Source organism: Amycolatopsis regifaucium, from assembly GCF_001613935.1.
Lineage (GTDB): Bacteria > Actinomycetota > Actinomycetes > Mycobacteriales > Pseudonocardiaceae > Amycolatopsis > Amycolatopsis regifaucium.
Genome location: NZ_LQCI01000034.1, coordinates 38,619 through 62,690, shown reverse-complemented (window position 1 = coordinate 62,690; position 24,072 = coordinate 38,619). Strand labels below are relative to the sequence as shown.

Annotated in this window: 30 protein-coding genes; 23 read left to right on the top strand and 7 right to left on the bottom strand. The window is 69.9% G+C overall.

What is annotated here, in order from left to right; genetic code table 11:
- Positions 1–2: 2 nt before the first annotated feature.
- From AVL48_RS24095 to AVL48_RS24085, 3 genes are read right to left on the bottom strand one after another with little or no spacing between them, the layout of a single operon-like run.
- Complete coding sequence (locus AVL48_RS24095) at positions 3–299, bottom strand: DUF202 domain-containing protein (RefSeq protein WP_061989067.1); 297 nt, start codon at positions 297–299, stop codon at positions 3–5.
- 13 nt (positions 300–312) lie between these two features.
- Positions 313–663 (bottom strand): YidH family protein, encoded by a 351-nt coding sequence (locus AVL48_RS24090; protein WP_061989066.1) that lies wholly within the window; start codon positions 661–663, stop codon positions 313–315.
- Between the two features lie 10 nt (positions 664–673).
- Positions 674–1,129: a GtrA family protein gene (locus tag AVL48_RS24085; RefSeq protein ID WP_061989064.1), complete on the bottom strand. Its 456-nt coding sequence runs from the start codon at positions 1,127–1,129 to the stop codon at positions 674–676.
- A 171-nt stretch (positions 1,130–1,300) separates the two neighbouring features.
- Here AVL48_RS24085 and AVL48_RS24080 point away from each other — a divergent pair, with 171 nt between their 5' ends.
- Both AVL48_RS24080 and AVL48_RS24075 read left to right on the top strand, forming a co-directional pair.
- On the top strand, positions 1,301–1,516 hold the full coding sequence (locus AVL48_RS24080; RefSeq protein WP_061989062.1) for a hypothetical protein: 216 nt from the start codon (positions 1,301–1,303) through the stop codon (positions 1,514–1,516).
- An 81-nt stretch (positions 1,517–1,597) separates the two neighbouring features.
- Positions 1,598–1,903: a hypothetical protein gene (locus AVL48_RS24075; protein WP_061989060.1), complete on the top strand. Its 306-nt coding sequence runs from the start codon at positions 1,598–1,600 to the stop codon at positions 1,901–1,903.
- 160 nt (positions 1,904–2,063) lie between these two features.
- On the opposite strand, the gene AVL48_RS24070 is transcribed toward AVL48_RS24075, so the two are convergent.
- Together AVL48_RS24070 and AVL48_RS24065 are read right to left on the bottom strand one after the other, a co-directional pair.
- Entirely contained in the window at positions 2,064–3,191 is a 1,128-nt protein-coding gene (locus tag AVL48_RS24070; protein WP_061989058.1) for a glycerate kinase, read from the bottom strand.
- Positions 3,188–4,153 carry a 2-hydroxyacid dehydrogenase gene (locus AVL48_RS24065; RefSeq protein ID WP_061989056.1) on the bottom strand — a complete coding sequence of 322 codons (966 nt, stop codon included), beginning with the start codon at positions 4,151–4,153 and terminating at the stop codon, positions 3,188–3,190. The genes AVL48_RS24070 and AVL48_RS24065 overlap by 4 nt, the downstream gene beginning before the upstream one ends.
- Before the next feature lie 157 nt (positions 4,154–4,310).
- Between AVL48_RS24065 and AVL48_RS40260 the strand changes: the two genes are divergently transcribed.
- The 15 genes from AVL48_RS40260 to AVL48_RS23995 all read left to right on the top strand — a co-directional run bounded on the left by AVL48_RS40260 (position 4,311) and on the right by AVL48_RS23995 (position 15,601).
- Positions 4,311–4,568 (top strand): hypothetical protein, encoded by a 258-nt coding sequence (locus tag AVL48_RS40260; protein ID WP_244162583.1) that lies wholly within the window; start codon positions 4,311–4,313, stop codon positions 4,566–4,568.
- Positions 4,565–4,735, top strand: a complete 171-nt coding sequence (locus AVL48_RS40255) for a hypothetical protein (protein ID WP_244162582.1) — start codon at positions 4,565–4,567, stop codon at positions 4,733–4,735. The genes AVL48_RS40260 and AVL48_RS40255 overlap by 4 nt, the downstream gene beginning before the upstream one ends.
- Positions 4,736–4,939: 204 nt before the next feature.
- Entirely contained in the window at positions 4,940–5,749 is an 810-nt protein-coding gene (locus tag AVL48_RS24055) for a CoA transferase subunit A (RefSeq protein WP_061989054.1), read from the top strand.
- The gene (locus AVL48_RS24050; protein ID WP_061989052.1) at positions 5,746–6,501 is read left to right on the top strand and encodes a CoA-transferase subunit beta; all 756 of its coding nucleotides are present in this window, start codon (positions 5,746–5,748) and stop codon (positions 6,499–6,501) included. The genes AVL48_RS24055 and AVL48_RS24050 overlap by 4 nt, the downstream gene beginning before the upstream one ends.
- Positions 6,498–7,676, top strand: coding sequence for a thiolase family protein (locus AVL48_RS24045; RefSeq protein ID WP_061989050.1), 1,179 nt, complete (start codon positions 6,498–6,500; stop codon positions 7,674–7,676). The genes AVL48_RS24050 and AVL48_RS24045 overlap by 4 nt, the downstream gene beginning before the upstream one ends.
- Positions 7,677–7,704: 28 nt before the next feature.
- Positions 7,705–8,439, top strand: coding sequence for a protocatechuate 3,4-dioxygenase subunit beta (gene pcaH / locus AVL48_RS24040; RefSeq protein WP_061989048.1), 735 nt, complete (start codon positions 7,705–7,707; stop codon positions 8,437–8,439).
- Entirely contained in the window at positions 8,439–8,987 is a 549-nt protein-coding gene (gene pcaG, locus AVL48_RS24035; RefSeq protein ID WP_061989046.1) for a protocatechuate 3,4-dioxygenase subunit alpha, read from the top strand. The genes pcaH and pcaG overlap by 1 nt, the downstream gene beginning before the upstream one ends.
- Entirely contained in the window at positions 8,980–9,759 is a 780-nt protein-coding gene (gene pcaD, locus AVL48_RS24030; RefSeq protein ID WP_061989044.1) for a 3-oxoadipate enol-lactonase, read from the top strand. The genes pcaG and pcaD overlap by 8 nt, the downstream gene beginning before the upstream one ends.
- Positions 9,756–10,160, top strand: coding sequence for a 4-carboxymuconolactone decarboxylase (pcaC, locus tag AVL48_RS24025; protein ID WP_061989042.1), 405 nt, complete (start codon positions 9,756–9,758; stop codon positions 10,158–10,160). The genes pcaD and pcaC overlap by 4 nt, the downstream gene beginning before the upstream one ends.
- A gap of 109 nt (positions 10,161–10,269) precedes the next feature.
- Positions 10,270–11,076 carry an IclR family transcriptional regulator domain-containing protein gene (locus AVL48_RS24020; RefSeq protein WP_061989040.1) on the top strand — a complete coding sequence of 269 codons (807 nt, stop codon included), beginning with the start codon at positions 10,270–10,272 and terminating at the stop codon, positions 11,074–11,076.
- A gap of 11 nt (positions 11,077–11,087) precedes the next feature.
- Positions 11,088–11,657: a nucleotidyltransferase family protein gene (locus AVL48_RS24015; protein ID WP_061989038.1), complete on the top strand. Its 570-nt coding sequence runs from the start codon at positions 11,088–11,090 to the stop codon at positions 11,655–11,657.
- 31 nt (positions 11,658–11,688) lie between these two features.
- Entirely contained in the window at positions 11,689–12,561 is an 873-nt protein-coding gene (locus AVL48_RS24010) for an AAA family ATPase (protein ID WP_061989036.1), read from the top strand.
- A 71-nt stretch (positions 12,562–12,632) separates the two neighbouring features.
- Entirely contained in the window at positions 12,633–13,202 is a 570-nt protein-coding gene (locus AVL48_RS24005; RefSeq protein WP_061989101.1) for a TetR/AcrR family transcriptional regulator, read from the top strand.
- Between the two features lie 190 nt (positions 13,203–13,392).
- Positions 13,393–14,496 carry a vWA domain-containing protein gene (locus AVL48_RS24000; RefSeq protein ID WP_061989033.1) on the top strand — a complete coding sequence of 368 codons (1,104 nt, stop codon included), beginning with the start codon at positions 13,393–13,395 and terminating at the stop codon, positions 14,494–14,496.
- Positions 14,489–15,601: an XdhC family protein gene (locus tag AVL48_RS23995; RefSeq protein ID WP_061989031.1), complete on the top strand. Its 1,113-nt coding sequence runs from the start codon at positions 14,489–14,491 to the stop codon at positions 15,599–15,601. The genes AVL48_RS24000 and AVL48_RS23995 overlap by 8 nt, the downstream gene beginning before the upstream one ends.
- Here AVL48_RS23995 and AVL48_RS23990 read toward each other — a convergent pair.
- Positions 15,579–16,058, bottom strand: a complete 480-nt coding sequence (locus tag AVL48_RS23990) for an Lrp/AsnC family transcriptional regulator (RefSeq protein ID WP_061989030.1) — start codon at positions 16,056–16,058, stop codon at positions 15,579–15,581. The genes AVL48_RS23995 and AVL48_RS23990 overlap by 23 nt on opposite strands.
- Before the next feature lie 70 nt (positions 16,059–16,128).
- Here AVL48_RS23990 and AVL48_RS23985 point away from each other — a divergent pair, with 70 nt between their 5' ends.
- The 6 genes from AVL48_RS23985 to AVL48_RS23960 all read left to right on the top strand — a co-directional run bounded on the left by AVL48_RS23985 (position 16,129) and on the right by AVL48_RS23960 (position 23,069).
- Positions 16,129–17,064, top strand: coding sequence for a threonine ammonia-lyase (locus AVL48_RS23985; protein ID WP_143104738.1), 936 nt, complete (start codon positions 16,129–16,131; stop codon positions 17,062–17,064).
- 397 nt (positions 17,065–17,461) lie between these two features.
- Complete coding sequence (locus tag AVL48_RS23980; protein WP_061989026.1) at positions 17,462–17,992, top strand: (2Fe-2S)-binding protein; 531 nt, start codon at positions 17,462–17,464, stop codon at positions 17,990–17,992.
- Positions 17,992–20,442: a xanthine dehydrogenase family protein molybdopterin-binding subunit gene (locus AVL48_RS23975; RefSeq protein WP_061989025.1), complete on the top strand. Its 2,451-nt coding sequence runs from the start codon at positions 17,992–17,994 to the stop codon at positions 20,440–20,442. Before AVL48_RS23980 ends, AVL48_RS23975 begins: the two co-directional genes overlap by 1 nt.
- Positions 20,439–21,293 carry an FAD binding domain-containing protein gene (locus AVL48_RS23970; RefSeq protein ID WP_061989023.1) on the top strand — a complete coding sequence of 285 codons (855 nt, stop codon included), beginning with the start codon at positions 20,439–20,441 and terminating at the stop codon, positions 21,291–21,293. Before AVL48_RS23975 ends, AVL48_RS23970 begins: the two co-directional genes overlap by 4 nt.
- A gap of 22 nt (positions 21,294–21,315) precedes the next feature.
- On the top strand, positions 21,316–21,951 hold the full coding sequence (locus AVL48_RS23965) for an SRPBCC family protein (RefSeq protein ID WP_061989021.1): 636 nt from the start codon (positions 21,316–21,318) through the stop codon (positions 21,949–21,951).
- A 59-nt stretch (positions 21,952–22,010) separates the two neighbouring features.
- Entirely contained in the window at positions 22,011–23,069 is a 1,059-nt protein-coding gene (locus AVL48_RS23960; protein WP_061989018.1) for an NAD(P)-binding domain-containing protein, read from the top strand.
- On the opposite strand, the gene AVL48_RS23955 is transcribed toward AVL48_RS23960, so the two are convergent.
- Positions 23,038–23,904 (bottom strand): alpha/beta hydrolase, encoded by an 867-nt coding sequence (locus AVL48_RS23955; RefSeq protein WP_061989017.1) that lies wholly within the window; start codon positions 23,902–23,904, stop codon positions 23,038–23,040. The genes AVL48_RS23960 and AVL48_RS23955 overlap by 32 nt on opposite strands.
- Positions 23,905–24,072: the final 168 nt, after the last annotated feature.

The window sequence follows — 24,072 nt, the reverse complement described above, 5'->3', positions numbered from 1 at the left end:
GGTTAGCGCACCGCGATCAAAGTGGCCGCCGTCGCTACGACGAGTGCCGACACGGTGACAGCCAAGGCGGGGTTAAGAGGTTTCGGGGTACCCGCCCGGCGCAGTGCCCGTTCACGAACCGCTCCGGTGACGGCGAGGGTGATCACCATGGCCCCGGCGAACACGACCGGGATGACCGCCGTCCCCCAGCCCCGGCGGGCGGCCAAATGCAGCAGCAGGAGTGTGCAGGCAGTAGCCGCGAGCGCGGTCCGGCGCCAGGCCAGCCCCGTCCGCTGCGCTTGCGCTCCGTGATCGCTCACGCGCTCGCCAGGTTCACGAGAAGACCACCAGTGCCGCGGCTGTCAGTGTGATCGCGAGAATCCCCGCGGTCAGCACGATCAGCATCCCGCTCTTCGGCAGCGGCCGTCCCGCGCGCATCGCGGTCTGGACCTGCCGCCAGCGGGGATACGCGCTCGCCGCGAGTACGGCCGCCAATACGACGCAAAGTCCGGTGAGGACGGTGCTCAGCGCGGTCGGGGCCGGTACCAGCTGGTGCACGGCGACGCCGCCGGCGAGCAGGCCCAGCGCCGTCCTGAGCCAGGCGAGGAAGGTCCGTTCGTTGGCGAGGGTGAATCGGTAATCGGGTTCCGAACCGCCGTCGTGCGGTCCGTTGATCTTTGCCACGCGACGAAGACTAAGCCTTTTGACGGGGGAAGACCCACCAGCGGAGGACCGCGAAGCGCGCGATGCCGCCCACGACGCTGGCCGCGAGCAAGGCACCCGTCTGCTCCAGCGCGGTGGGCTCGGTGATCACCGCGTCGAGGGACGCGAGCACGATCGAGCCGTACACGGCGTAGAAGGCGAAGGTCACCACGTCCTGGAAATGTCGTTTGCCCGCCTGACTCTTCCGGGTGGCGAAGGTGACCCGTCGGTGGAACTCGGTGTTCCCGGCCGTCGTGACCGCGAGCGCGACCAGATTGGCCGGCTGGGGGCCCAATACCGGCTGGAGGACAAGGAAGAGCACCGCTTGGAGGCCGGTGGCGGCGACCCCCGCGACGACGTACCAGGCGGCATGGTTGCCGAGCTCGTGATGCCGTTCCGGCGCGCGCCGGATGATCCGGTGCCCTGGCGCCCACCTGGTGGTGGTCATGAAGACGACGCTACCCCTTGTTTCACAAATTTGTGAAGCTGCTAAAGCCACTGAGAACTGTGATCCCCCCGACAGCGTCGTCGTTTGGCCTCCGGCGGCGGCGGGTAGGCCACAGGGACCGGGTCGAGTACAGCACGGCCCGGCGAACGTCCGACGAGGAGGGAACGGCCGATGGACGACCGCGAGACGGCAGAACCGGAAACCTTGAGTCCCAGTGAGGCGCTCGACGAGGACGAACTCCGTGTCGATCCCCTCGAAGAAGGTATCGAGCCACCCGAGCACTGGAGTGCTGCCGACCGGTTCGGGACGACGCCCGCGGAGATCCGCGAAGGCGAATCACACGCCATGCGACTGGCCGAAGAGGAGCCTGACGTCGGCGAGAAATGATCTTCATTCAGACGGCGGGCCCTGCCGTCACCCCCTAGCGTGGGTCCGTCAAGTGCAAGACCGCGACGAAGGAAGGCAGAGATGCTGACAGTCACCGAAGCCGCCGCCGAGGCGATCACCGCACTGACCGGGCAGGAGGGAATCGACGACGGCAGCGGACTGCGGTTCGCGATGCACTCGCAGCGGGGAGACAGCCCGCAGCTCGCGGTTTCCGTTGCCCCGCAGCCCGAAAGCGGCGACAAGGTGCTTGGCGCCGACGGGGGCCCGAAGGTCTTCCTGGAGCCGGAAGCGGCCGAGTTGCTCGACGACAAGGTGCTCGACGTTCAGCAGGACGAGACCGGCGAAGTCGCTTTCGCCGTACTTCCGCAGCCTCAGCCGGGAAGCTGAGCCGGCGGTTCAGACTTTTGCTTGACCTGTAAGGCACATCTGGTGCTCTCCGCGAGCGCTCGAGCTGCGCCTTGCCCGTAGTTCCGTGAAGGCCTCCTTCCCTACTCTGAAGGTAGGGAAGGAGGCCTTCACGGACTTCAGAGCGCCTTCGCGTGACCCCTCAGACGGTCCGAGCCCAGGCGCGGACCAGTTCTCCGGCCCGCTCGCGCAGGAGTTCCGCCGCGTGCGCACGCGCGTGGTCGAGCGAAGGCGCGTGGTCGATCAAAGCGGCGCTGCCCACGACACCGAGACCGGTGAGCTGGCGCTCGTCCAGCTGGATCCGACCGGCAAGCACCATCAGCGGCACCGAATGCTCGTGCGCGCGGGCCGCGATGCCCGCCGGGGCCTTGCCGTCGAGGCTTTGCTCGTCGAGTGAGCCTTCGCCGGTGATGACCAGGTCGGCGTGCTCGATGGCGTCGGCGACCCCGGTGAGCCCGGCGATGAGCTGGAAACCGGATTCCACTCGACCGCCGAGACCCGCGATCGCGCCGGCGGCCACCCCGCCGCCCGCTCCCGCCCCGGGGAGGTCGGAGACGTCGGCGGTCCCGGCGTTCCGCAACGCTTGTGCCCAGCGGGCCAGCGACGCGTCCAGTTGCTCGACCTCGCGTGGCCCGGCGCCCTTCTGCGGCCCGAAGACCGCGGCCGCGCCGCGCGGGCCGAGCAGCGGATTCGTCACGTCGGTGGCGACGGCGACCGCCACGGAGCCGAGGCGTTCGCGCACCGGCCCGAGTTCGGCCGAGGCGACGCGGCCCAACGTGCCACCGCCGAGCCCGACCGGCGCCCCGAACGCGTCGAACACTCCGGCGCCCAGCGCCGCCAGCATCCCGGCGCCGCCGTCGGTGCTCGCGGTGCCGCCGACGGTCAGCACCAGCCGCCGCGCGCCGTTGTCGATCGCGTGCGCGAGCAGTTCGCCGACACCCCAGGTGTGCGCGGCCAGCGCCACCTCGGGGTTCGGCTCGACGAACTCGATCCCGCACGCGCGGGCCGATTCGATGTAGGCCGTTCCGTCGAGTGTCACGTAGCGCGCGTCGACGGTTTCGTCGAGCGGCCCGCGAACCGGGAGTTCCACGAGACTTCCGCCCGCCGCCACGAGGACGTCGAGCGTTCCCTCGCCGCCGTCCGCGACCGGGCAAGCGGAGATTTCGGCCTCGGGCAGTGCGTCGCGGACGCCGTGGGCGATCGCCTCCGCGGCCTCGACCGCGGTCAGGCTTCCCTTGAATTTGTCGGGCGCGATGACCACACGAGTCATGGACGAACCTCCGTCAGCGGGTTTCCGCCGGTGAGCACCGACGCGACGTTCTCGGCCGCGAGCACGGCCATGGCGGTACGGGTCTCGACCGTCGCCGATCCGAGGTGCGGCGTCAAGACGACGTTTTCCCGGTCCAGCAAGCGGGGTTCGACCTCGGGCTCGGCTTCGAACACGTCGAGTCCCGCTCCGGCGATCTCCCCGGCTTCGAGCGCGTCCGCCAGCGCCGCTTCGTGCACGACGGGCCCGCGTGTGGTGTTGATCAGACAGGCGCCCGGTTTCATCGTCTTCAGCGCGTCCGCGTCGATGAGGTGGCGGGTTTCCGGTGTGAGGGGGCAGTGCAGCGAGACGACGTCGGCACTTTTCAGCAGTTCGTCGAAGGACACGTACTTCGCGCCCAAGGTCCTTTCGACCTCTTCGGCGGCCCGTGACCGTCCTGAGTAGACGATCCGCATGCCGAAACCGAGTGCCCGCCGCGCGACCGCCTGCCCGATCTGGCCGAGCCCCACGATACCGAGCGTCTTGTCCTGCAGTCCGGAGCCGAGCAGGAAACCCAGGTGGAACGACCACGGCGTGCGCGAGCGGAGCAGTCGTTCGCCCTCGCCGAGCCGTCGCGTGACCGCGAGGATCAGCCCGAACGCCAGATCCGCGGTGGCGTCGGTGAGCACGCCGGGGGTGTTGGTGACCGTGACGCCGCGTTCGGCCAGCGCCGGGACGTCGATGTTGTCGTAGCCGACGGCCACGTTCGCCACGACCTTCAGCGCCGGGCCCGCCGCCTCGGCGACCTCGCCGTCGATCCGGTCGTGCAGCATGCCGACGATCGCGGCCGCGCCTTGGACGAACTCACGCAGTTCGTCCGGCGTCAGCGGCCGTTCGGCGCGCGACAGTTTCACCTCCCCGATGTCGGCGAGCACTTTCAGCGCTTCGTCGGGAATCCACCGGGTCACCGCGATAGTCGAGGTCACGCCGTCAGCCTAGTGGGCGGGGATTGGTATCCCAAACGCGCGAATCCCCGCTATGAGGGAGGCGCTTCCCCTGCGTGGGGGAGTCGTCACCACCCGTCGCGCCGGGATGGTCGTAGTCGCGGAAAGGTTCCGCGAGCAGGGGATTCCAGGGGTGGAAATGAAACGATCACGAGAACTCGCGGCGATCGGAGCCGCGATGGTCATCGCCACGACCCTCGTCGCGTCAGGCTCGGCCTCGGGGGCGGAAGAGGGCAAGGGGAAGCCGACCGAACCGAGCCTGATCGGCAGCTCCAAGATGCTGCGCAAGGACGGCCAGGACGTCCGGTTCACTTTCGACGCGCGTGGTCTCTACCCGGAAAGCGAGGGGACGTTCCGGGTGAGTCACGCGGGCGAGGGGTTCTCCGGGTCGGGATGACGGTCTACGACCACGGCAAGCACGACAGGGTCGGCTACTGCTGGGGTCCCGACCCCGACCACAAGCAGATCGTGCCGCCGTGTCTGAGCAGTGCGACCTTCGAGCGGGTCGAGACGGGCGACTTCAAGGCCGTCGAATGGTTCCCGCCCGGCAGCGGGATCGGCTGAGCCCTTACTCCGGTCGCAGGAGGGCGTGCTCGACACCAGCTTGATCAACGGAAGATCGAGGACGTCGAGTGTCCCGGATCTTCCGTTGATCAAGGGGTGGGACCGCGGCGATGCCCGCGAACAAGGAGTTACCCGGACCCAGCCGGTTGTGCTATGTTCATATGCAGAACATGTGTGCGCGATCCGAACGGGCCGGGAGTGGGGATGGCTGAGCTGCTGTCGTTGAAGGAGGCCGTGGCACGGCTGGTGCGCGACGGGGACACCGTCGCGCTGGAGGGCTTCACGCACCTCATCCCCGTGGCCGCCGGTCACGAGATCATCCGGCAGCGCCGCACCGGGCTGACGCTCGTCCGCATGACCCCGGACATCGTCTACGACCAGCTCATCGGCGCGGGTTGCGCGAGCAAGCTGATCTTCTCCTGGGGTGGCAATCCCGGCGTCGGCTCGCTGCACCGCTTCCGTGACGCCGTCCAGCACTCCTGGCCGGTACCGCTGGAGATAGAGGAACACAGTCACGCGGGCATGGCGAATCGGTACGTAGCCGGTGCTTCGGGCCTGCCGTTCGCGGTGCTGCGCGGCTACACCGGCACCGATCTCGCCGCGCACACCGACACGATCAAGCCCATCACCTGCCCCTTCACCGGCGAGCGACTCGCCGCCGTCCCCGCGCTCAACCCGGACGTGTCGATCGTGCACGCCCAGCGCGCCGACCGGTCCGGCAACGTCCAGATCTGGGGCATCACGGGCGTGCAGAAGGAGGCGGTGCTCGCGGCGAAGCGCTCACTGGTCACTGTCGAGGAGATCGTGGACGAGCTGGAGCCCCGGCCGGGCGCGATCGTGCTGCCGTCGTGGGCGGTCACCGTCGTCGCCGAGGTTCCCGGTGGCGCGAGGCCGTCGTACGCGGCGGGGTACTACGAACGGGACAACGACGCCTACCAGGCATGGGACGCGATCGGCCGGGACAGGGAGAGCTTCACCCGCTGGCTCGACGAGCTGACGGGAGTGAAGGCATGACCGAGTACACCTCCGACGAGATGATGAGCGTCGCCGCCGCTCGCGCGCTCGGCGACGGGATGTCCTGTTTCGTGGGCATCGGCCTGCCGAGCACGGCCGCGAACCTCGCCCGGCGCGGACACGCGCCGAACCTCACGCTGATCTACGAATCCGGTTGTCTCGGCGCCAAACCGAGCCGCCTCCCGTTGTCCATCGGCGACGGCGAACTCGCCGATACCGCGGACGCCGTGGTCAGCGTCCCCGAGGTCTTCAACTACTGGCTCCAGCCCGGCCGGATCGACGTCGGCTTCCTCGGTGCCGCCCAGCTGGACAAGTTCGGCAACATCAACACCACCGTGATCGGCCCGGACTACGCCCACCCCAAGGTGCGCCTGCCCGGCGCGGGCGGCGCGCCGGAGATCGCCGCGTCCTGCCGCGAGGTGTTCGTGGTGCTGCGGCAGAGCACCCGCACCTTCGTCGAGAAGGTCGACTTCGTGACGTCGTTCGGCCACGGCACCGGGAAGGGCGACCGTGCGCGGCTCGGCCTGCCCGGCGCCGGGCCGACGCTGGTGGTCACCGACCTCGGCCTGATGCGGCCAGACCCGGAGACCGCGGAGCTCACGCTCACCGAACTGCATCCCGGTGTCGAGGTCGATCAGGTCGTCGCGGCGACCGGGTGGAAACTGAAGGTGGCAGGCGACCTGGGTACCACCCCGGCGCCGACCGAGGCAGAACTCCGCATCCTCCGAGACCTCAAAAGGGCGAGCGCATGACCGACGTCTTCCTGTTCGACGCCATCCGTACCCCGTTCGGCAAGTACGGCGGCGCCCTGTCCGGGGTCCGCCCGGACGATCTCGCCGCCACCGTGCTGCGGGCACTGGGCGAGCGCAACGACCTCGACCCGGCCACCGTGGACGAGGTCGTCCTCGGTGACGCCAACGGCGCCGGCGAGGACAACCGGAACGTCGCGCGGATGGCGGCGCTGCTGGCGGGCTGGCCGACGAGTGTCCCGGGCGCCACGGTCAACCGGCTGTGCGGCTCCGGCCTCGACGCGGTCATGCAGGCCAGCCGCTCGATCCAGGTCGGCGACGCTTCGCTGGCCGTCGCGGGCGGGGTCGAGTCGATGAGCCGTTCGCCGCTGGTCATGCAGAAGCCGGAAAAGGCCTTCCCCGCCGGCAACCAGACGCTGTACTCCACCGCGCTCGGCTGGCGCATGGTCAACCCGAAGATGCCCGAACAGTGGACGGTCTCGCTCGGCGAATCCACCGAACAGCTCGCCGAGCGCTACGGCATCGGCCGCGACGAGCAGGACGCGTTCGCCGTCCGCAGTCACGTCAACGCCGCCCGCGCCTGGGACGAGGGTTTCTACGACGATCACGTCGTCGCGGTCGAGGGCGTCGAACTCACCCGTGACGAAGGCATCCGGCCGGACTCCAGCCCGGAGAAACTCGCGAAGCTCAAGCCCGTCTTCCGTCCACAAGGGACGGTCACGGCCGCGAACGCCTCGCCGCTCAACGACGGCGCGTCCGCGTTGCTGCTCGGTGACGAGGCGGCCGGGAAACGGCTCGGCAAGGCGCCACTGGCCAGGATCGCCGGCCGGGGCGCGGCGGGCGTCGATCCCGACGTCTTCGGCATCGGCCCGGTGCGTGCGGCCGAAATCGCCCTGGAGCGGGCCGGGATCGGCTGGGAAGACCTGGCCGCCGTCGAACTGAACGAGGCGTTCGCCGCACAGTCGCTGGCGTGCCTGCGTGACTGGTCGAAACTCGACCCGGAGATCGTGAACGTCAACGGCGGCGCCATCGCGATCGGGCATCCGCTGGGCGCCTCCGGCGGCCGCATCCTCGGCACCCTGGCCCATCATCTGCGCCGCTCCGGTGGCAGGTGGGGCCTGGCGGCCATCTGTATCGGCGTCGGCCAGGGGCTGGCCGTCGTCCTCGAAGCCCAGTGATTTACGGACCCGCGCTGGAGGGAACAGTATGTCCGCACCCGCCGAACTGAGGCTCCCGCGCTACCGGCGCGATCCGGAGGGGACACATCCGCCGCTCGACTACGCCGGTTACCGGTCGACGACCCTGCGGCACCCCAAAGAACCGCTGGTCGTGCTTCCGCAGCTGCTGACGGAGGTGACCGGACCGGCGTTGGGGCCGGGGCGGATCGGTGAATTCGACAACGACCTCACCAAGGGGCACGCGGGTGAGCCGCAGGGACAGCGGATCATCGTCACCGGCCGGCTGCTCGACGGCGACGGGCGGCCGATCCGGAATTCGCTCGTGGAGATCTGGCAGGCGAACGCGGGCGGCCGGTACCGGCACACCGGGGACCGCTGGCCGTCGCCGATCGACCCCAACTTCGACGGCGCGGGCCGGACGCTGACCGACAGCGAGGGCCGCTACACCTTCACCACCATCAAGCCGGGCGCGTACCCGTGGAAGAACCACGACAACGCCTGGCGCCCGGCGCATATCCACTTCTCCGTGTTCGGCAGCGCGTTCACCCAGCGGCTGGTCACGCAGATGTACTTCCCGGAAGATCCGCTGTTCTCCCAGGACCCGATCTTCAACTCCATCCCGGACGAGAAGGCGCGGCAGCGGATGATCGCGCGGTTCGACCTCGATCGCACCGAAGCCGAATGGGCGCTCGCCTTCCAGTTCGACATCGTCGTCCGCGGCCGCGAGGCGTCGGTCTTCGAGGACGAGGAGGACGAGCACTGATGCCGGAGACGACGCCTTCCCAGACCGTCGGCCCGTATCTGTCCATCGGCTTGCCCTGGCCGGACGGGCCCGATGTCGTCCCCGCGGACGAACCGGCCGCGATCCGCGTCCACGGCCGCGTCCTCGACGGCGCGGGCGACCCCGTGCCGGACGCGATGATCGAGACCTGGCAGGCCGACGGTGACGGCCGGTTCGATCACCCAGACGACCCGCGCGGAGCCGTCGCGAGCGGATTCCGCGGCTTCGGGCGCTGCCCGACGGACCCGGACGGGAACTACGAGATCCGGACGATCAAACCCGGGCCGGTGCCCGGTCCGGCGGGAACCACCCAGGCTCCGCACATCGACGTCTCGGTACTGGCCCGCGGCCTGCTGCACCGCGTCGTCACCCGGATTTACTTCGAGGACGACGACAACTCCGGGGATCCGGTACTGGCTTCGGTCCCGGAGGCGCGCCGGGGCACGCTGATCGCCGCCATGACCGGCGACGGCTACCGGTTCGACATCCGGTTGCAGGGCGAAGGGGAGACGGTGTTCTTCGATGTCTGATGCGGTGCAGGTGCACAGCGTCGCGGACGGACCGGCGGACGGCCCCGTCGTGGTGTTCAGCGGATCGCTCGGCAGTGACCACCGCATGTGGGAACCGCAGGTGAAACCCTTGACGGACAGAGGTTTCCGAGTCCTCCGCTATGACACCCGCGGGCACGGCGCGTCCCCGGTACCGCCGGGACCGTACACACTCGAGGACCTCGGTGGCGACTTGCTCGCGTTGCTCGACGAGCACGGTGTCGAACGCGCCCACTTCGTCGGGCTCTCGCTCGGCGGGATGACCGGGATGTGGCTCGGCGTGAACGCGCCGGACCGGGTCGAGAGCTTGGTGCTGTGTTGCACGTCCGCGAAACTCGGGCCGCCGGAGATGTGGGCGGACCGGGCGAAGACCGTCCGGGAGAAAGGCACCGGAGCGGTCGCCGAAGCCGGAGTCGGCCGCTGGGTGACGCCGGGCTTCGCCGCGGCCCATCCCGACAAGGTCGCGTACCTGCGCGAGATGATCGCCGCCGTCCCCGCCGAGGGATACGCGGCCGCCTGCCGCCCCATCGAACGGATGGACCTCGTCGGCGACCTGCCCAAGATCTCGGCGCGGACCCTGGTCATCGCCGGGGCCGAGGATCCGGCCACCCCGGTCGAGCACGCAGAGGTGATCGCGGACGGTATCCCGGGTGCCCGGCTCGAGACCGTCGAAGGCGCCGCCCACCTGGGGAATTTCGAGCAACCTGAGCGGTTCACCGCGCTGATCCTCGACCATCTGGAGGTCGCCCGATGACCGAAGACCCCTACGAGACGGGCATGCGGGTGCGGCGCGAAGTCCTCGGAGACGCCCACGTCGATCGCGCGGTGGCCCGCACCACCGAATTCAGCCGCCCGTTCCAGGACTACATCACCCGGGGAGCATGGGGCTCGGTTTGGTCGCGCGACGGACTCGACCGCAAGACCCGCAGTTGCGTCACCCTGGCCGCGCTCACCGCGTTGCACGCGCACGACGAACTCGCCATGCACGTCCGGGCCGCTGTCCACAATGGACTTACCGCGCAGGAGATCTCCGAGGTCCTGCTGCACACCGCCGTCTACGCGGGCGCCCCGGCCGCCAACGCCGCGTTCGCCGTCGCGCAGCGCGTACTGGCCGAACTCGGTGAGCCTGCCGCCCAGGAAGAAGGTGGCGGCTAAGTCGTGTCCGGTAAGTCGTGTTCGCGGTCTTCGCGCCCAGGCGGCCCCTGACGGCACGGACCACGAAGCCCATCGAACAGACTTACCGGACACGCCTTAGGGTTCTCATATGGACGAAGGCGAGGTGACCGAGCGCGGAGCGCACCATGTCCAGTCGCTGGAGCGCGGACTGGCGGTGATCAAGGCGTTCAACGCGGACGCGGCGGAGCTGACCTTGAGCGACGTCGCCCGTGCCACGGGACTGACCAGGGCGGCCGCCCGCCGGTTCCTGCTCACCCTCGTCGACCTGGGATACGTGCGCACGGACGGCAAGTACTTCTCGCTCACCGCGCGGGTTCTCGAACTCGGCTACTCGTACCTGTCGAGCCTGTCGCTGCCCGAGGTCGCCCAGCCACATCTGGAGCGGTTGTCCGCCGAGGTGCACGAGTCCAGTTCGGTCTCGGTGCTCGAAGGCCCGGACATCGTCTACGTCGCCCGCGTGGCCGTCTCGCGGATCATGACCGTCAGCATCAACGTCGGCACCCGCTTCCCGGCGCACGCGACGTCGATGGGGCACGTTCTGCTGGCCGACCTCGACGGCGAGGACCTGCACGGCTACTTCGACGCGGCCAAACTCGAGAAACTGACCGCGCACACGCTGACCAGGCAGCAGGATCTGCTCGCCGAGCTGGAGCGGGTGTACCGGCAGGGGTACGCGATGGTCGACCAGGAACTCGAAGAAGGCCTCCGCTCGATCGCCGCGCCGATCCGCAACCGGCGCGGCCGGGTCGTGGCCGCGGTCAACCTCTCCACGCACGCCAGCCGCACGACGCGGGAGTCGGTCGAGCGCGAACTGCTGCCGCCGCTGCTCGAGGCGGCACGGGCCATCGAAGCCGACCTGGCCTCCGCGCCGCCGAGCAAGGCAGGACTTGGCTGAGAAGGCAGGACATGGCTGAGATCGCCGGGCTGCTGCTCGCGGCCGGGGCCGGGCGCCGGTTCGGCGGGCCGAAGGCGCTGGCCGTCCTCGACGGCGAGCCGTTCGTCGTCCGGGCACTGCGGGTGCTCACCGACGCGGGCTGCGCGCCGGTCCGGGTGGTGCTGGGTGCCTCGGCAGCCGAGGTCCGTGCGCTCCTGCCCGATCCCGAGTCCGCCGTCGTGGCCGCCGACTGGGCGTCCGGTATGGGGGCGTCCCTGCGTGCGGGCTTGAAAGCACTCGAAGCGACCACCGCCGAAGCCGCCGTCGTGCACTTGGTGGACCTGCCAGGCGTCGGTGCCGAAGTGGTGCGCCGGGTCGCCGACGGCGCCGGCGCGGGCAGCGTCGCGCGGGCGGCCTACGACGGCGTCCCCGGTCATCCCGTCGTGCTCGGCCGCCGCTGGTGGCCGGAGATAGTGGCGGGGGCGTCCGGGGACAAAGGGGCGCGCGACTGGCTCAAGGGCCGCCCGGAGCTGCGGCTCGTCGAATGCGGCGACCTCGGCACCGGTCACGACGTGGACCGCCGCGAGGATCTTCCAGGCTGATCTCCGGCTCCGCGAGGCCTACGATCGGGGCGTGACCGTCGAATCGCCGGAGAAACTGGCCGAAGCCCTCGAATCGGTCGGCTACCTCGCCGACGACGGCATCGCCACGGCCGGGTTCCTCGCCTTGCGGCTCGGCCGCCCGCTGTTCTGCGAGGGCGAACCGGGCACCGGCAAGACCTCGCTCGCACTGGGACTGGCCGAGGCGCTCGGCATGCCCCTGATCCGGCTCCAATGCCACGAGGGGATCGACGCGGCACAGGCGCTGTACGAATGGGACTTTCCCCGGCAGCTACTGCATTTGCGCGCCCTCGAAGCCTCCGGGGACGGCGGTCTCGACGTCGAGACCGCCGAGCAGTCCCTCTACACCGAGCGTTTTCTGCTCTCCCGGCCGCTGCTGAAGGCGTTGCAGACCTCGCCGTGCGTGCTGCTGGTCGACGAGATCGACCGGGCTGACGACGAGTTCGAAGCGTTCCTGCTGCAACTCCTCGACGAGAACGCGGTGACGATCCCCGAGTTCGGCGAGGTGCGGGCCGAGCATCCGCCGCTCGTGGTGCTCACCTCCAACCGGACCAGGGAAGTGCACGACGCGCTGAAGCGCCGCTGCCTCTACCACTGGCTCGAACACCCCGGCCTCGCCCGCGAAATCGAGATCCTGCGCCGCAAGATCCCGAACCTGGGCGAGGACCTCGCCGCGCAGGTCGCGACGGCGGTGCACCGGCTGCGGACGATGGAGCTGCTGAAGCCGCCCGGCGTGGCGGAGTCGATCGACTGGGCTCAGGCCCTCCTCGCGCTGGGCAGGTCCGAACTGGACGCCGCGGTGGCCGCGCGGACGCTCGGCTCGGTCCTCAAGTACAGCGAAGACCTCGACCGGGTCCGGGCCAAGCTGGACAAATTGCTCGCCTGAGCAGGCGTGCGGGTTACCATGGCCAAGCGGAACGCCGATCCGGTAACCGCGAGGTGGCGAGGAGCGACGTGGTGAGCAACGGCGAGGGTCGCAGGTCGAAACGGGCGGACGCCCGGCGCAACGAGAAGACCCTGCTCGACGCGGCCGCCGCCGTCTTCGTCACTTCGGGCGTCGAGGCGCCGGTCCGCGACATCGCGGCCAAGGCCGGCGTCGGGATGGGCACGATCTACCGGCACTTCCCGACCAGGGCGGATCTCATCGTCGCCGTCTACCGGCACCAGGTCGACGCCTGCGCCGAAGCGGGCCCGGAACTGCTGGCGTCGAGCGATTCCCCGTACGAGGCGTTGCGGCGCTGGATCGACCTCTTCGTCGATTTCCTGGTCACCAAACACGGTCTCGCCGCCGTGCTGCAGTCCGACAACGCCGGATTCGAGACGCTGCACACCTCTTTCCTCGACAGCCTCCTGCCCGTCTGCACCCGGTTGCTCGAAGCGGCGGCCGAAGCGGGCGAGATCCGCGCCGATCTCCAGGCGTACGAGGTCATGCGCGGGATCGGGAACCTTTGCATCGGCGCCGACAGCGATCCCCGCTACGACGCGCGCCGATTGGTCGGCGTGCTCATCGCCGGGTTGCGCGCCTAGCCGTTGCGCATAGGTGCGGCCCGCCGTCCTGGATATAGGGCGTCAGTTGCCCGGGGACGTCGAAGGCGCCGCACATCACCGCGAGTCGCGAAATCCCTTGTGCGGCTGACCCCGCGTTTCGTCCTCTGAATGCGGTACTTGCGCGGGCAACTACCGCATTCAGAGGACGAAACGCGCGCACAATGAGGGTGTGAGCGATCCAGTGGCGGGTTTCGTCGGCTTCGCGGAGGCTTTGCGCGAAGCGGGCTTGCCGTGTGACGCGCACCGGGTCCAGGCATACCTCGCGGCCGTGGGTGAGGTCGACCTCGCCGATCCCGACCAGCTGTACTGGGCAGGACGGCTGACGCTGTGCGCCGACCCCGACGACCTCCCCCGCTACGACGCCGCCTTCGACGGCTGGTTCACCGGCACGGAAACCGGACCACGCCGTCGCGGCCGGGAAGCGGCCTCAAAGCGCGCCAGGATCGCCACACTCGTGCAGGCGCCAGGCCAAGGTGAGTCCGGCGCGGAGCCCGACCGGCTCCGCGTGGCGGCGAGTGAGGACGAGCTCCTGCGGCACCGAGACCTCGCCGAGCTGACCGTCGCCGAGCGCGCTCACCTGCGGGAACTGCTCGCGAAACTGCGACCCGCCCTCCCACCGCGCTCGTCCCCGCGCCGCCGCGCCGCCCGGCGAGGCACCCTTGATCCTTCGCGCACGCTCCGGGCGATGCTGGCGGGCGGCGGCGAGCCCGTACGGCTGGCATACCGGCGAAGGAGCGTGAAGCCGCGCCGTCTCGTCCTCCTGATCGACGTCTCCGGCTCGATGGGTCCGTACGCCGACGCCCTGCTGCGGTTCGCGCACGTCGTGTCCCGGAGCGCTCCGGGCCGGGTCGAGGTCTTCACCCTGGGCACCCGGCTCACCCGGGTGTCCCGCCAGCTGCGGTTGCGCGATCCCGAACACGCGATGTTCGCCGCGGCCGCCGCGGTCCCCGATTTCGCGGGCGGGACCAGGCTGGGCGAGACCTTCCGGGCCTTCCTCGACCGCTGGGGGCAACGCGGTGTGGCCAGGCGTTCCGTGGTCACCGTGTTCTCCGACGGCTGGGAACGAGGTGACCCGGGACTGCTCGGCGAGCAGCTCGCCAGGCTGCGCCGGCTCGCGCACGCCGTATTCTGGGTGAATCCCCATGCGGGACGGGCGGGTTACGCGCCCGTGCAGTCCGGCATCGTGGCCGCGCTCCCGTACCTTGATCGGTTGCTGGCCGGGCACAGCCTGGCCACGTTGGAACGACTGCTTGTGGAGATCGCCGATGCGTGACGTACTGGACGAACTGCACCGCCGCTGGACCGCCGGTGAGACGGTCGGGGTCGGCACGGTGGTGGCGACGTTTTCGTCGGCGCCGCGGAGCCCCGGCGCGGCGATGCTCGTCGCCCCGGACGGCACGGTCACCGGCAGCGTCTCCGGCGGCTGCGTCGAGGGCGCGGTCTACGAACTCGCGCAGCAGGTGGTCGCCGACCGCGCGCCCGTGCTGCAGCGCTACGGCGTCACCGACGACGACGCCTTCGCGGTCGGGCTGACCTGCGGCGGGATCATCGACATCTACGTCCAGCACGTCGACCGCGATTCGATGCCGGAACTCGGTGACGTCGTCGAATCGGTCCACAGTGGACAGCCGGTCGCCGTGGTGACGGTGGTCGAGCACGAGCGGCCGGGGCTGGTCGGGGAGCACCTGATCGTCTGGCCGGACCGCGTCGCCGGTTCGCTCGGCTCCTCGCGGATGGACGACGCCGTCGTGGACGACGCGCGCGGCATGCTCGCCGCCGGCCGCACCGGCACGCTGCACTACGGGCCGGACGGGCAGCGCCGCGGCGAGGGGATGACGGTCTTCGTCAATTCCTTCGAACCGCCCGCGCGCCTGCTGGTCTTCGGCGCGATCGACTTCGCCGCCGCGATGGCGAAAATGGGCGCGTACCTGGGATATCAGGTCACGGTCTGCGACGCGCGACCGGTGTTCGCGACGAAGAGCCGGTTCCCGGACGCGCACGAGGTCGTCGTCGACTGGCCGCACCGGTACCTCGCGGCCGAAGTGGAAGCGGGCCGGATCGACGGCCGGACCGCGATCGCCGTGCTCACCCATGACCCGAAGTTCGACGTGCCGCTGCTGGAGGTCGCGTTGCGTCTCGACGTCGGCTACGTCGGCGCGATGGGCTCGCGCAAGACCCACGACGACCGGTTCGCGCGGCTGCGCGAGGCCGGGCTGACGGAGGCGGAACTCGAACGGCTGTCTTCGCCGATCGGCCTGGACCTCGGCGCGCGGACGCCGGAGGAGACGGCGGTGTCGATCGCGGCGGAGATCATCGCGCTGCGGTGGAGCGGTTCGGGTTCGCGGCTCGCCGAACTCACCGGCCGGATCCACGGCTGACACCGGGCACCGGGACGGCCTGACTCGTCTTGACCACTTCGAAGGCGGGCAAGGTTTCGAAGCGTTTGACGTGCTCCTCGAACAGCTCCCTGGACAGATACCGGCTCGCTTTGAGATCCGGGGTGAGCAGGACGACGACGTAGTCCCACTGCCCGACGATGCTGTAGCAGTGCTGGACGCGGGGTTCGGCCAGCATGCGCTCGCGAAAAGCGGTGTGGTGCTTCTCGTCGTCGTGGGTCAGCGCGACCAGGATGACCGACGCCATCCCCGCGCCCAGCGCCTCCGGATCGAGCACGGCGACCTGCGCGCGGATCACGCCCGCGGCGCGTAACCGGGTCAGCCGTCGCTGGACCGCGCTCGGGGAAAGACCGACGGCGTCACCCAGCTCGTGCAGCGGGCGGGCCGCGTCCACCTGGACGAGGTCGAGCAGCAGGTGGTCGATCTCGTCCAAGGGCACGCAAAATTTTTGCACGTGGTCGGGAGAATTTACAATCGGGATGATCGGCTTCCCGCCTAACTTCGACGGCATGACCGACATCGACCTGCAGCTGGACCACGTCGCCGAAGCGGCGAAGGTGATCGACCCCGTTTTCCTGAACTCCCCGCAGTACAGCGACGAACAGCTGAACGAGCGCCTCGGCAGGCGCGTGCTGGTGAAGATCGAGACGCTGAACCCGTTGCGCAGTTTCAAAGGCCGCGGGGCGGAATACTTCGCCGCCGGACTGGAGCCGGGGACGACCCTGGTCTGCGGGACCAGCGGCAACTTCGGGCAGGCCATCGCGTTCGCCGCCAGGAAGCGCGGCCTGCGAGCCGAAATCTTCGTCCGCGCCGACATCTCGCCGGTCAAGCTGCGGCGGATGAAGGCACTGGGCGCGCGGGTGCGCCGGGTCGACGGCGAGGCGAAGGTCGCCGCGGCCGCCTTCGCCGCCGAAGCCCCGGATCGCGTCTTCGCGGTCGACGGCCGTGACCCCGCGATTTCCGAGGGGGCGGGCACGATCGGCCTCGAACTGGCGGCGGAGCGCGGAATCGACACGGTCGTGCTCCCGGTCGGCGACGGCGCGCTGATCGCCGGCGTCGCGCTCTGGCTCAAGGCGCATACGCCGGACGTCCGGATCATCGGTGTCGGGGCCAAGTCGGCGCAGGCCATGGTGACGAGCTGGCGGGCGGGTGAGCCGATCACCGTCGAGCGGGCCAACTCGTTCGCCGCCGGGATCTCGATCCGCACTCCCGAGCGGGAATCCGTGCGGCGCCTGCGGTCGCTGGTCGACGACTTCGTGCTCGTCGACGACGACGAGCTGCGCGCGGCCATGCGGCTGGGCGCCGAGACCCTCGGCGTCGTCCCGGAACCCGCGGGGGCGGCCGGCCTGGCCGCGCTGACCGTGCACGACATCCCTGGCGACCTGGTCGCCACCGTGGTCACCGGGGCGAACGCGGATCTTTCGGTGCTCGGCATGGCGAGGTGAGCCCGGTGGCGACCGTGCGGGAAAGGACTCCTTCAGGTTGCCGGTCCACAGGTTGTGCTCGCACACGAGCTTGCTCAACGGAGGATCGGGGACGTCGGCTTCCAGCCGGGTGGCGGACTCCAGTACCAAGTGGACTGTGCGGCGCCGCCCGGTTCACCGCCTTCGGTCAATGTCGGACGGAGGCTCACGAGTCCGCACCTGCGGTGAAAACCCCATACCCGCAACGCGGTTGCGGTTCCGGTTTGGAGTGACCCCCTGGTGGGGGTTGTCCCGGCCCGGCAGAAGTAGCACGCTCGACTGTGAGTCCGATCACGGTCCGCCCGTGACCGCCGACTGACCGGCCGCTCCCGAACGACCCCGGATCCAGCGCGGGGTTTCTCTCGCTCTTGGAGGCCTGATGCGCATCACCGTCACCGTCGACGGCACCAGCTACACAGACGACGTCGAGCCCCGCACCCTCCTCGTGCATCATCTGCGCGAACGGGCCGGGAAGGTAGGCACCGTGGTCGGTTGCGACACCAGCAACTGCGGGGCCTGCACCGTCCACCTCGACGGGCACAGCGTGAAATCCTGTTCGGTACTCGCGGTGCAGGCAGATGGGTGCGAGGTCACCACGATCGAAGGACTGGCCCGCGACGGCGAACTGCATCCGGTGCAGAAGGCCTTCCACGAGAACCACGCGCTCCAGTGCGGTTTCTGCACGCCCGGCATGATCATGCAGTCGATAGACCTGCTCGCCGACAATCCCGATCCGGACGAGAACGCCGTCCGGGAGGGGCTCGAAGGCAACCTGTGCCGCTGCACGGGCTACCAGAACATCGTCCGCGCGGTCCGCGACGCCGCCCATCAGATGCGGCCCGGCGCCGGTCCGGAGGCCGAACGGCTCGCCTCGGACACCGCTTCCCGTGTCGGCGCGGGTGGTGAGTGATGACCTCCACGATCGAACCGGAGGCCGGCCCCGAGATCGGCAAGGCCCGCCGCCGCAAGGAGGACGAGCGGCTCATCACCGGCAGGACCCGCTGGACCGACAACCTGACGCTGCCGGGGATGCTGCATCTCGCGGTGCTCCGCAGCCCGTTCGCGCACGCCAAGATCGTGTCGATCGACGTCGCCGGGGCGAAGTCCGCGCCAGGGGTCGTCGCGGTGTTCACCGGGAAGGACCTCGATCCCGAAAGCGCCATCGGCATGCCGTGCGCGTGGCCGATCACGCCGGACATGAAGTCGCCGCGGCGGCCGATCCTCGCTTCGGACACGGTCAACTTCGCCGGTGAAGGCGTCGCGGTGGTCGTCGCCCGCACGCCGGCCGAAGCGCACGACGCGCTCGAAGCGATCGACGTCGAGTACGACGAACTGCCGGTCGTTCTCGGACTCGAGAACGCGCTCGCCGAGGGCGCCCCGCTGGTGCACGAAGAGCTGGGCACCAACCAGAACGCCGTGTGGGTCTTCGATTCCGCCGACGCGGGCACGGGTTCCAGCGTCGAGGACGCGATCAGCAACGCGGAAGTCGTGGTCAAACGCCGGTTCCGCCAGCAGCGGCTGATCCCGGCGTTCATGGAACCGCGGGCGTGCGTCGTCGATCCGACCGGCAGCCAGCTGGTGATGTGGTCGGCCACCCAGGTCCCGCACATCCTCAAGACGATGACCGCGGCGACGCTCGGCCTGCCCGAGCACAAGGTGCGGGTGATCGCGCCGGACGTCGGCGGCGGGTTCGGCGGCAAGATCGCCGTGCTGCCCGAAGAAATGATGTCGACGCTCATCGCGCGGCGGCTCGGCAAACCGGTCAAGTGGACCGAGACCCGTTCGGAAACGATGGTCGCCGCGCACCACGGCCGCGACCAGATCCAGGACCTCACCATCACCGCGAACCGCGACGGCACGGTGACCGGCCTCAAGGTCGAACTGCTCGCCGACATGGGCGCGTATCTCGGTCTCGTCGGCCCCGGCGTGCCGATCCTCGGCGCGTTCATGTTCAACGCCATCTACAAGTTCCCGGCGTACCACTTCGCCTGCACCAACGTGTTCACCAACACCACGCTCACCGACGCCTATCGCGGCGCCGGGCGGCCGGAGGCCACGTTCGGCATCGAGCGGATCATGGACGAACTGGCCGTGGAACTCGGGATGGACCCGATGGAGCTGCGCGAGAAGAACTGGATCAACCACGAGGAATTCCCGTTCACCACGGTGGCCGGGCTGACCTACGACTCGGGGAACTACGAGGCCGCCACCGCCAAGGCCAAGGAACTGTTCGATTACGACGGCCTCCGCCGCGAACAGAAGGAACGGCGGGAATCGGGTGACCCGGTCCAGCTCGGCATCGGCATCTCGACGTTCACCGAGATGTGCGGTCTCGCGCCGTCGCGCGTGCTCGGTTCGCTCGACTACGCGGCCGGCGGCTGGGAACACGCGGAGATCCGGGTGCTGCCGACCGGCAAGATCGAGGTGATCACCGGTGCCTCCGCGCACGGCCAGGGCCACGAGACGGCGTGGAGCCAGATCGTCGCCGACAAACTCGGCGTCCCGTTCGAGGACATCGAGGTCCTCCACGGCGACACCCAGTCCTCGCACAAGGGCATGGACACTTACGGTTCGCGGTCGCTGGTCGTCGGCGGGATCGCGGTGATCAACGCCGCGGACAAGGTACTCGCGAAGGCGAAGCCGATCGCCGCCCATCTGATGGAGTGCTCCGAAGACGACCTCGAATTCGAGGCGGGCGCGTTCTCCGTCAAGGGCACCGATTCGTCGACCTCCATCCAGGACATCGCGTGGGCCGTGTTCTCGGCGCACAACCTGCCGGACGGCGTCGAACCCTCGCTGGATTCGGCGGACACCTTCGATCCGGAGAACTTCTCCTTCCCGCACGGCACGCATCTGTGCGCGGCCGAGGTCGACACCGAGACCGGGCGGGTGCGGTTGCGGTCCTACGTCTGCGTCGACGACGTCGGCGTGGCCGTCAACCCGCTGATCGTCGAAGGCCAGGTGCACGGCGGGCTCGCGCAGGGCATCGCGCAGGCGCTGTTCGAGGAGGCCGTCCACGATGAAGGCGGAACGCTGACCACCGGGACCTTCGCCGACTACCTGCTCCCGTCGGCGGCGGACCTGCCCGAGTTCACCACCGACCGCACCGAGACGCCGTCGACCACGAACCCGTTGGGCGCCAAGGGCGTCGGTGAGGCGGGCACGATCGCCTCGACGCCGGCGGTGGTCAACGCCGTCATCGACGCCGTCCGGCACTTCGGCGTGAACGACATCGAAATGCCGTTGACCCCGATGCGGGTCTGGCACGCCATCCGGCACGGGTCGACCTCGGCGGGCGGCCTCGGTTCCGAAGCCGGTGGCGGTCTCGGCTCGATCGACGCCTCCGGAGGTGCCCAGTGATCCCCGCCCCGTTCGACTACGTCGCCCCGTCCACAGTGGACGAAGCGATCAGCGCGCTCGCCGAGGCGGGCGAGGACGCCAAGGTACTGGCGGGCGGGCAAAGTCTCCTGCCGGTGCTGCGGATGCGGCTCGCCACGCCGACCACGCTGGTCGACCTCGGGAAGATCGGCGAGCTGCGCGGGATCACCGAAGACGGTGACACGCTGGTCATCGGCTCGATGACCTCGCATTACGACGTGCAGCGGGACCCGCTGGTCGCCGAACACGCCGCGCTGCTCAAGGCCGCCACCGACACGGTGGCCGATCCGCAGATCCGCCACCGCGGCACGTTCGGCGGCGCCATCGCGCACGCCGATCCCGCCGGTGACCTGCCGGCGCCCGTGCTCGCCCTAGGCTGCGAACTCGTCGTCGCCGGGCCGGGCGGGCGGCGGACGGTGCCCGCGGCGGACTTCTTCCAGGACATGTTCACCACCGCGCTCGCCGCGGACGAGATCCTCGTCGAGGTCCGCGTCCCGAAGCACACCGGCTGGCGTGCCCACTACGAGAAGTTCAACCGGGTCGCGCAGGCGTGGTCGATGGTCGCCGTCGCGGCCTGTGTCCGCACCGAGGCGGGAACCATCGAGGAGGCGCGGGTCGCGCTCACCAACATGGGCTCCACACCGGTGCGGGCGGCCGGGGTCGAAGCGGCGCTGGTCGGCTGCGCGGCCACCGCCGAGGCGATCCGCGGTGCGGCGGAACACGCGGCCGAAGGGACGAACCCGACGGCCGACGGCAACTCCGACGTCGAATACCGGCAGCACCTCGCGCGGGTGCTGACCGGCCGGGCGGTCCTCGCCGCGGCAGGTTCGTGACCACGAGAAGGGAGGTCGGCCTGTGCGGCTCGACCACGCATTCACCGTCCAGGCCCCGGTCGACGAGGTCTGGCAGGCCGTCGCCGACCCGGAACGGGTGGCGCCGTGCATGCCGGGCGCCACCGTCACCGGGGTCGAAGGCGACACCTTCAACGGCACGGTGAAGGTCAAGCTCGGGCCGATCTCCCTGCTCTACAAGGGATCCGGCGAGTTCGTCGAGAAGGACGCGGACGCGAAACGGGTGGTGATCAAGGCGTCCGGCAAGGACGCCCGCGGCGCGGGGACGGCCTCGGCGACGGTGACGCTCACCTTGACCGAGAGGGACGGCGTCACCCATGGCGCCGTCGCCACGGAGCTTTCGGTCACCGGCAAGCCGGCGCAGTTCGGGCGCGGGATGATCTCCGAGGTCGGCGGCAAGATCCTCGACTCGTTCGCGGACTGCCTGTCCGGCAAGCTCAGCACGCCCGAGCCCGGACCGGAGAAGACCGAGGAACGCCCGCCGCTGCAAGCGGTCAAGCCGGTGTCGGAGGGCGAAGCCATCGACCTGATGGAGTACGCGGGCGAGTCGGTGGTCAACCGGGTCGCGCCGGTGCTGATCGCCGTCACCGGGGTGCTCGTGATCGTCGCGATCGTGCGGGCGCTGAAGCGCCGGGTGTGACCTAGGCGGCGCTGTGACAGGAAGAGAAATATCGGGAGTCCGCCACCGTTGAACCCGGTATGAAGGCGGATCACGAAGTCGACGTGGCGGTGATCGGCGCGGGACAGGCCGGCCTGTCGGCGGCGTACCATCTGCGCCGCGCGGGATTCGCCAACGAGGCGGGTTTCGTCGTGCTCGACCACGGCAAACGCCCCGGGGGCGCGTGGCAGTACCGCTGGCCTTCGCTGGTGATGGAGAAGGTCCACGGTGTCTACGACCTTCCCGGGATGGCGTTCGGCGTCCCGGATCCGAAGCTGCCCGCGGCCGAGGTCGTCTCCGAATACTTCGGTCGCTTCGAACGCACCTACGACCTTCCCGTCCACCGCCCTGTCGACGTCCTCTCGGTGAGCGCCGAGGAAGACCGCCTGATCGTGGCGAGTGCGACGGAGACGTGGGCGGCTCGCGCGGTGATCAGCGCGACCGGCACCTGGGACCGGCCGTTCTGGCCGTACTACCCGGGCCAGGAGACCTTCCGCGGCCGCCAGCTGCACACCGCCGACTACACCGGCGTCGGCGACTTCCGCGGCAAACGCGTCGTGGTGGTCGGCGGCGGTTCGTCGGCGGTCCAGCTGCTGCTGGAGATCGCCCCCTTCGCCCGGTCGACGCGCTGGGTGACCCGGCGTCCGCCGGTCTGGCGCGACGAGCCGTTCAGCGAGGACTGGGGCCGTGAGGCCGTGGCCAGGGTCGACCGGCGGGTCCGAGAGGGCCTGCCGCCGGAAAGCGTGGTCAGCGTGACCGATCTGGCGGTGACGCCCGAGGTGCGGGCGGGGCTGGCCGCGGGGACCCTCGACCGCCGCCCGATGTTCGAGCGGATCACCCCGGACGGCGTGAGGCGGGCGGACGGGACCTTCGAGCCGGCCGACGTCATCCTGTGGGCCACCGGTTTCCGCGCCGCCATCGACCATCTCGCGCCGCTGCGCCTGCGCGCCGCGGGCGGCGGGATCCGGATGGACGGCACCCGGGTCGTCGCCGAACCGCGGCTGCACCTGGTCGGCTACGGGCCGTCAGCCAGCACCGTCGGAGCGAACCGCGCGGGCCGGGCGGCCGTCACCGAGATCCGGCGCCTGCTCGGACGCTGAGCGCGTCGAGAATCTCGGCCAGCCCGGCGGGCTTCCGGAGGAAGCCGGCGTGACCGCTGTCGAGTTCGCGGACGTCGAACGGGTTGTCCGGCGTGAGCGCGTCGCCCTCGGTGATGTAGAGGTTTTGCACGGCGAGCGGCATGGACCGGTCTTCGGTCAGTTTGACGAAGGTGCGGGGGATCCGGCCCCAGGTCTCCTTGTCGGCGCGGAGGTCCCATTCGGGTCCGGTCAGCCAGAACACCTCGTCCGGCTGGCTGGTGACGACGACCTGGAGGTACTCCTCCTCGGTGAGTTCGGCGGCGACGGCGTTCCGGAGCGCGGCGCGCTGCTCGCGGTCGGCGCCCCGCCAGTTGACCCGGATGAAACCCTGTCGCGCCGGATCGCCGACGAGGAGCGGCGCCGTCGCGGTGAACAATTCGGCGGACGACCATTCGGGCAGCGCGGGATATTCCCCCGGCGCGCGGTCCACCGGGCACTGGGCGGCGATGTAGACGATCCGGTCGATCAGCTCGGGAATCGCGTTGGCCGCGCCGGTGACCGGGAGTCCGCCGAAGCTGTGCGCGACCAGGATCACCGGGCCGTGGTGGCGTACTCGACGGACGGCGTCGATGACCTGTCCGACGAAGTCGTCCAAGGTGAGTTCACTCATCACCGACGGCTCGGCCGCGAAGGTTTCGAGGTCCTGTTCGTGGTAGGCGCGGGTGAAACCCGCGCCGCGGCCGGGGAGATCGATCGCGAGCGTCCGGTAGCCGCGCGCCGCCATTTCCCGCTGGGTCGCCGTCCAGCCGTGCGCCGAACTCGCCGAACCGTGCACGAAGACAAAAGTGGGAATCATGGTTTCGATTGTCGTGGCTTCGGACGCCGGATGAGCGTTCCCGCCCCAAAGGGTGGCAAAGAGGGGACGGCCGGGCGCTGTTCGGATTCTCGTTTGTCGGCCGGTATCCCGTGAAGGCCGCACCCCTCCTTTGACACTGGGAACGAAAACCACGGAATTCGCACTGGG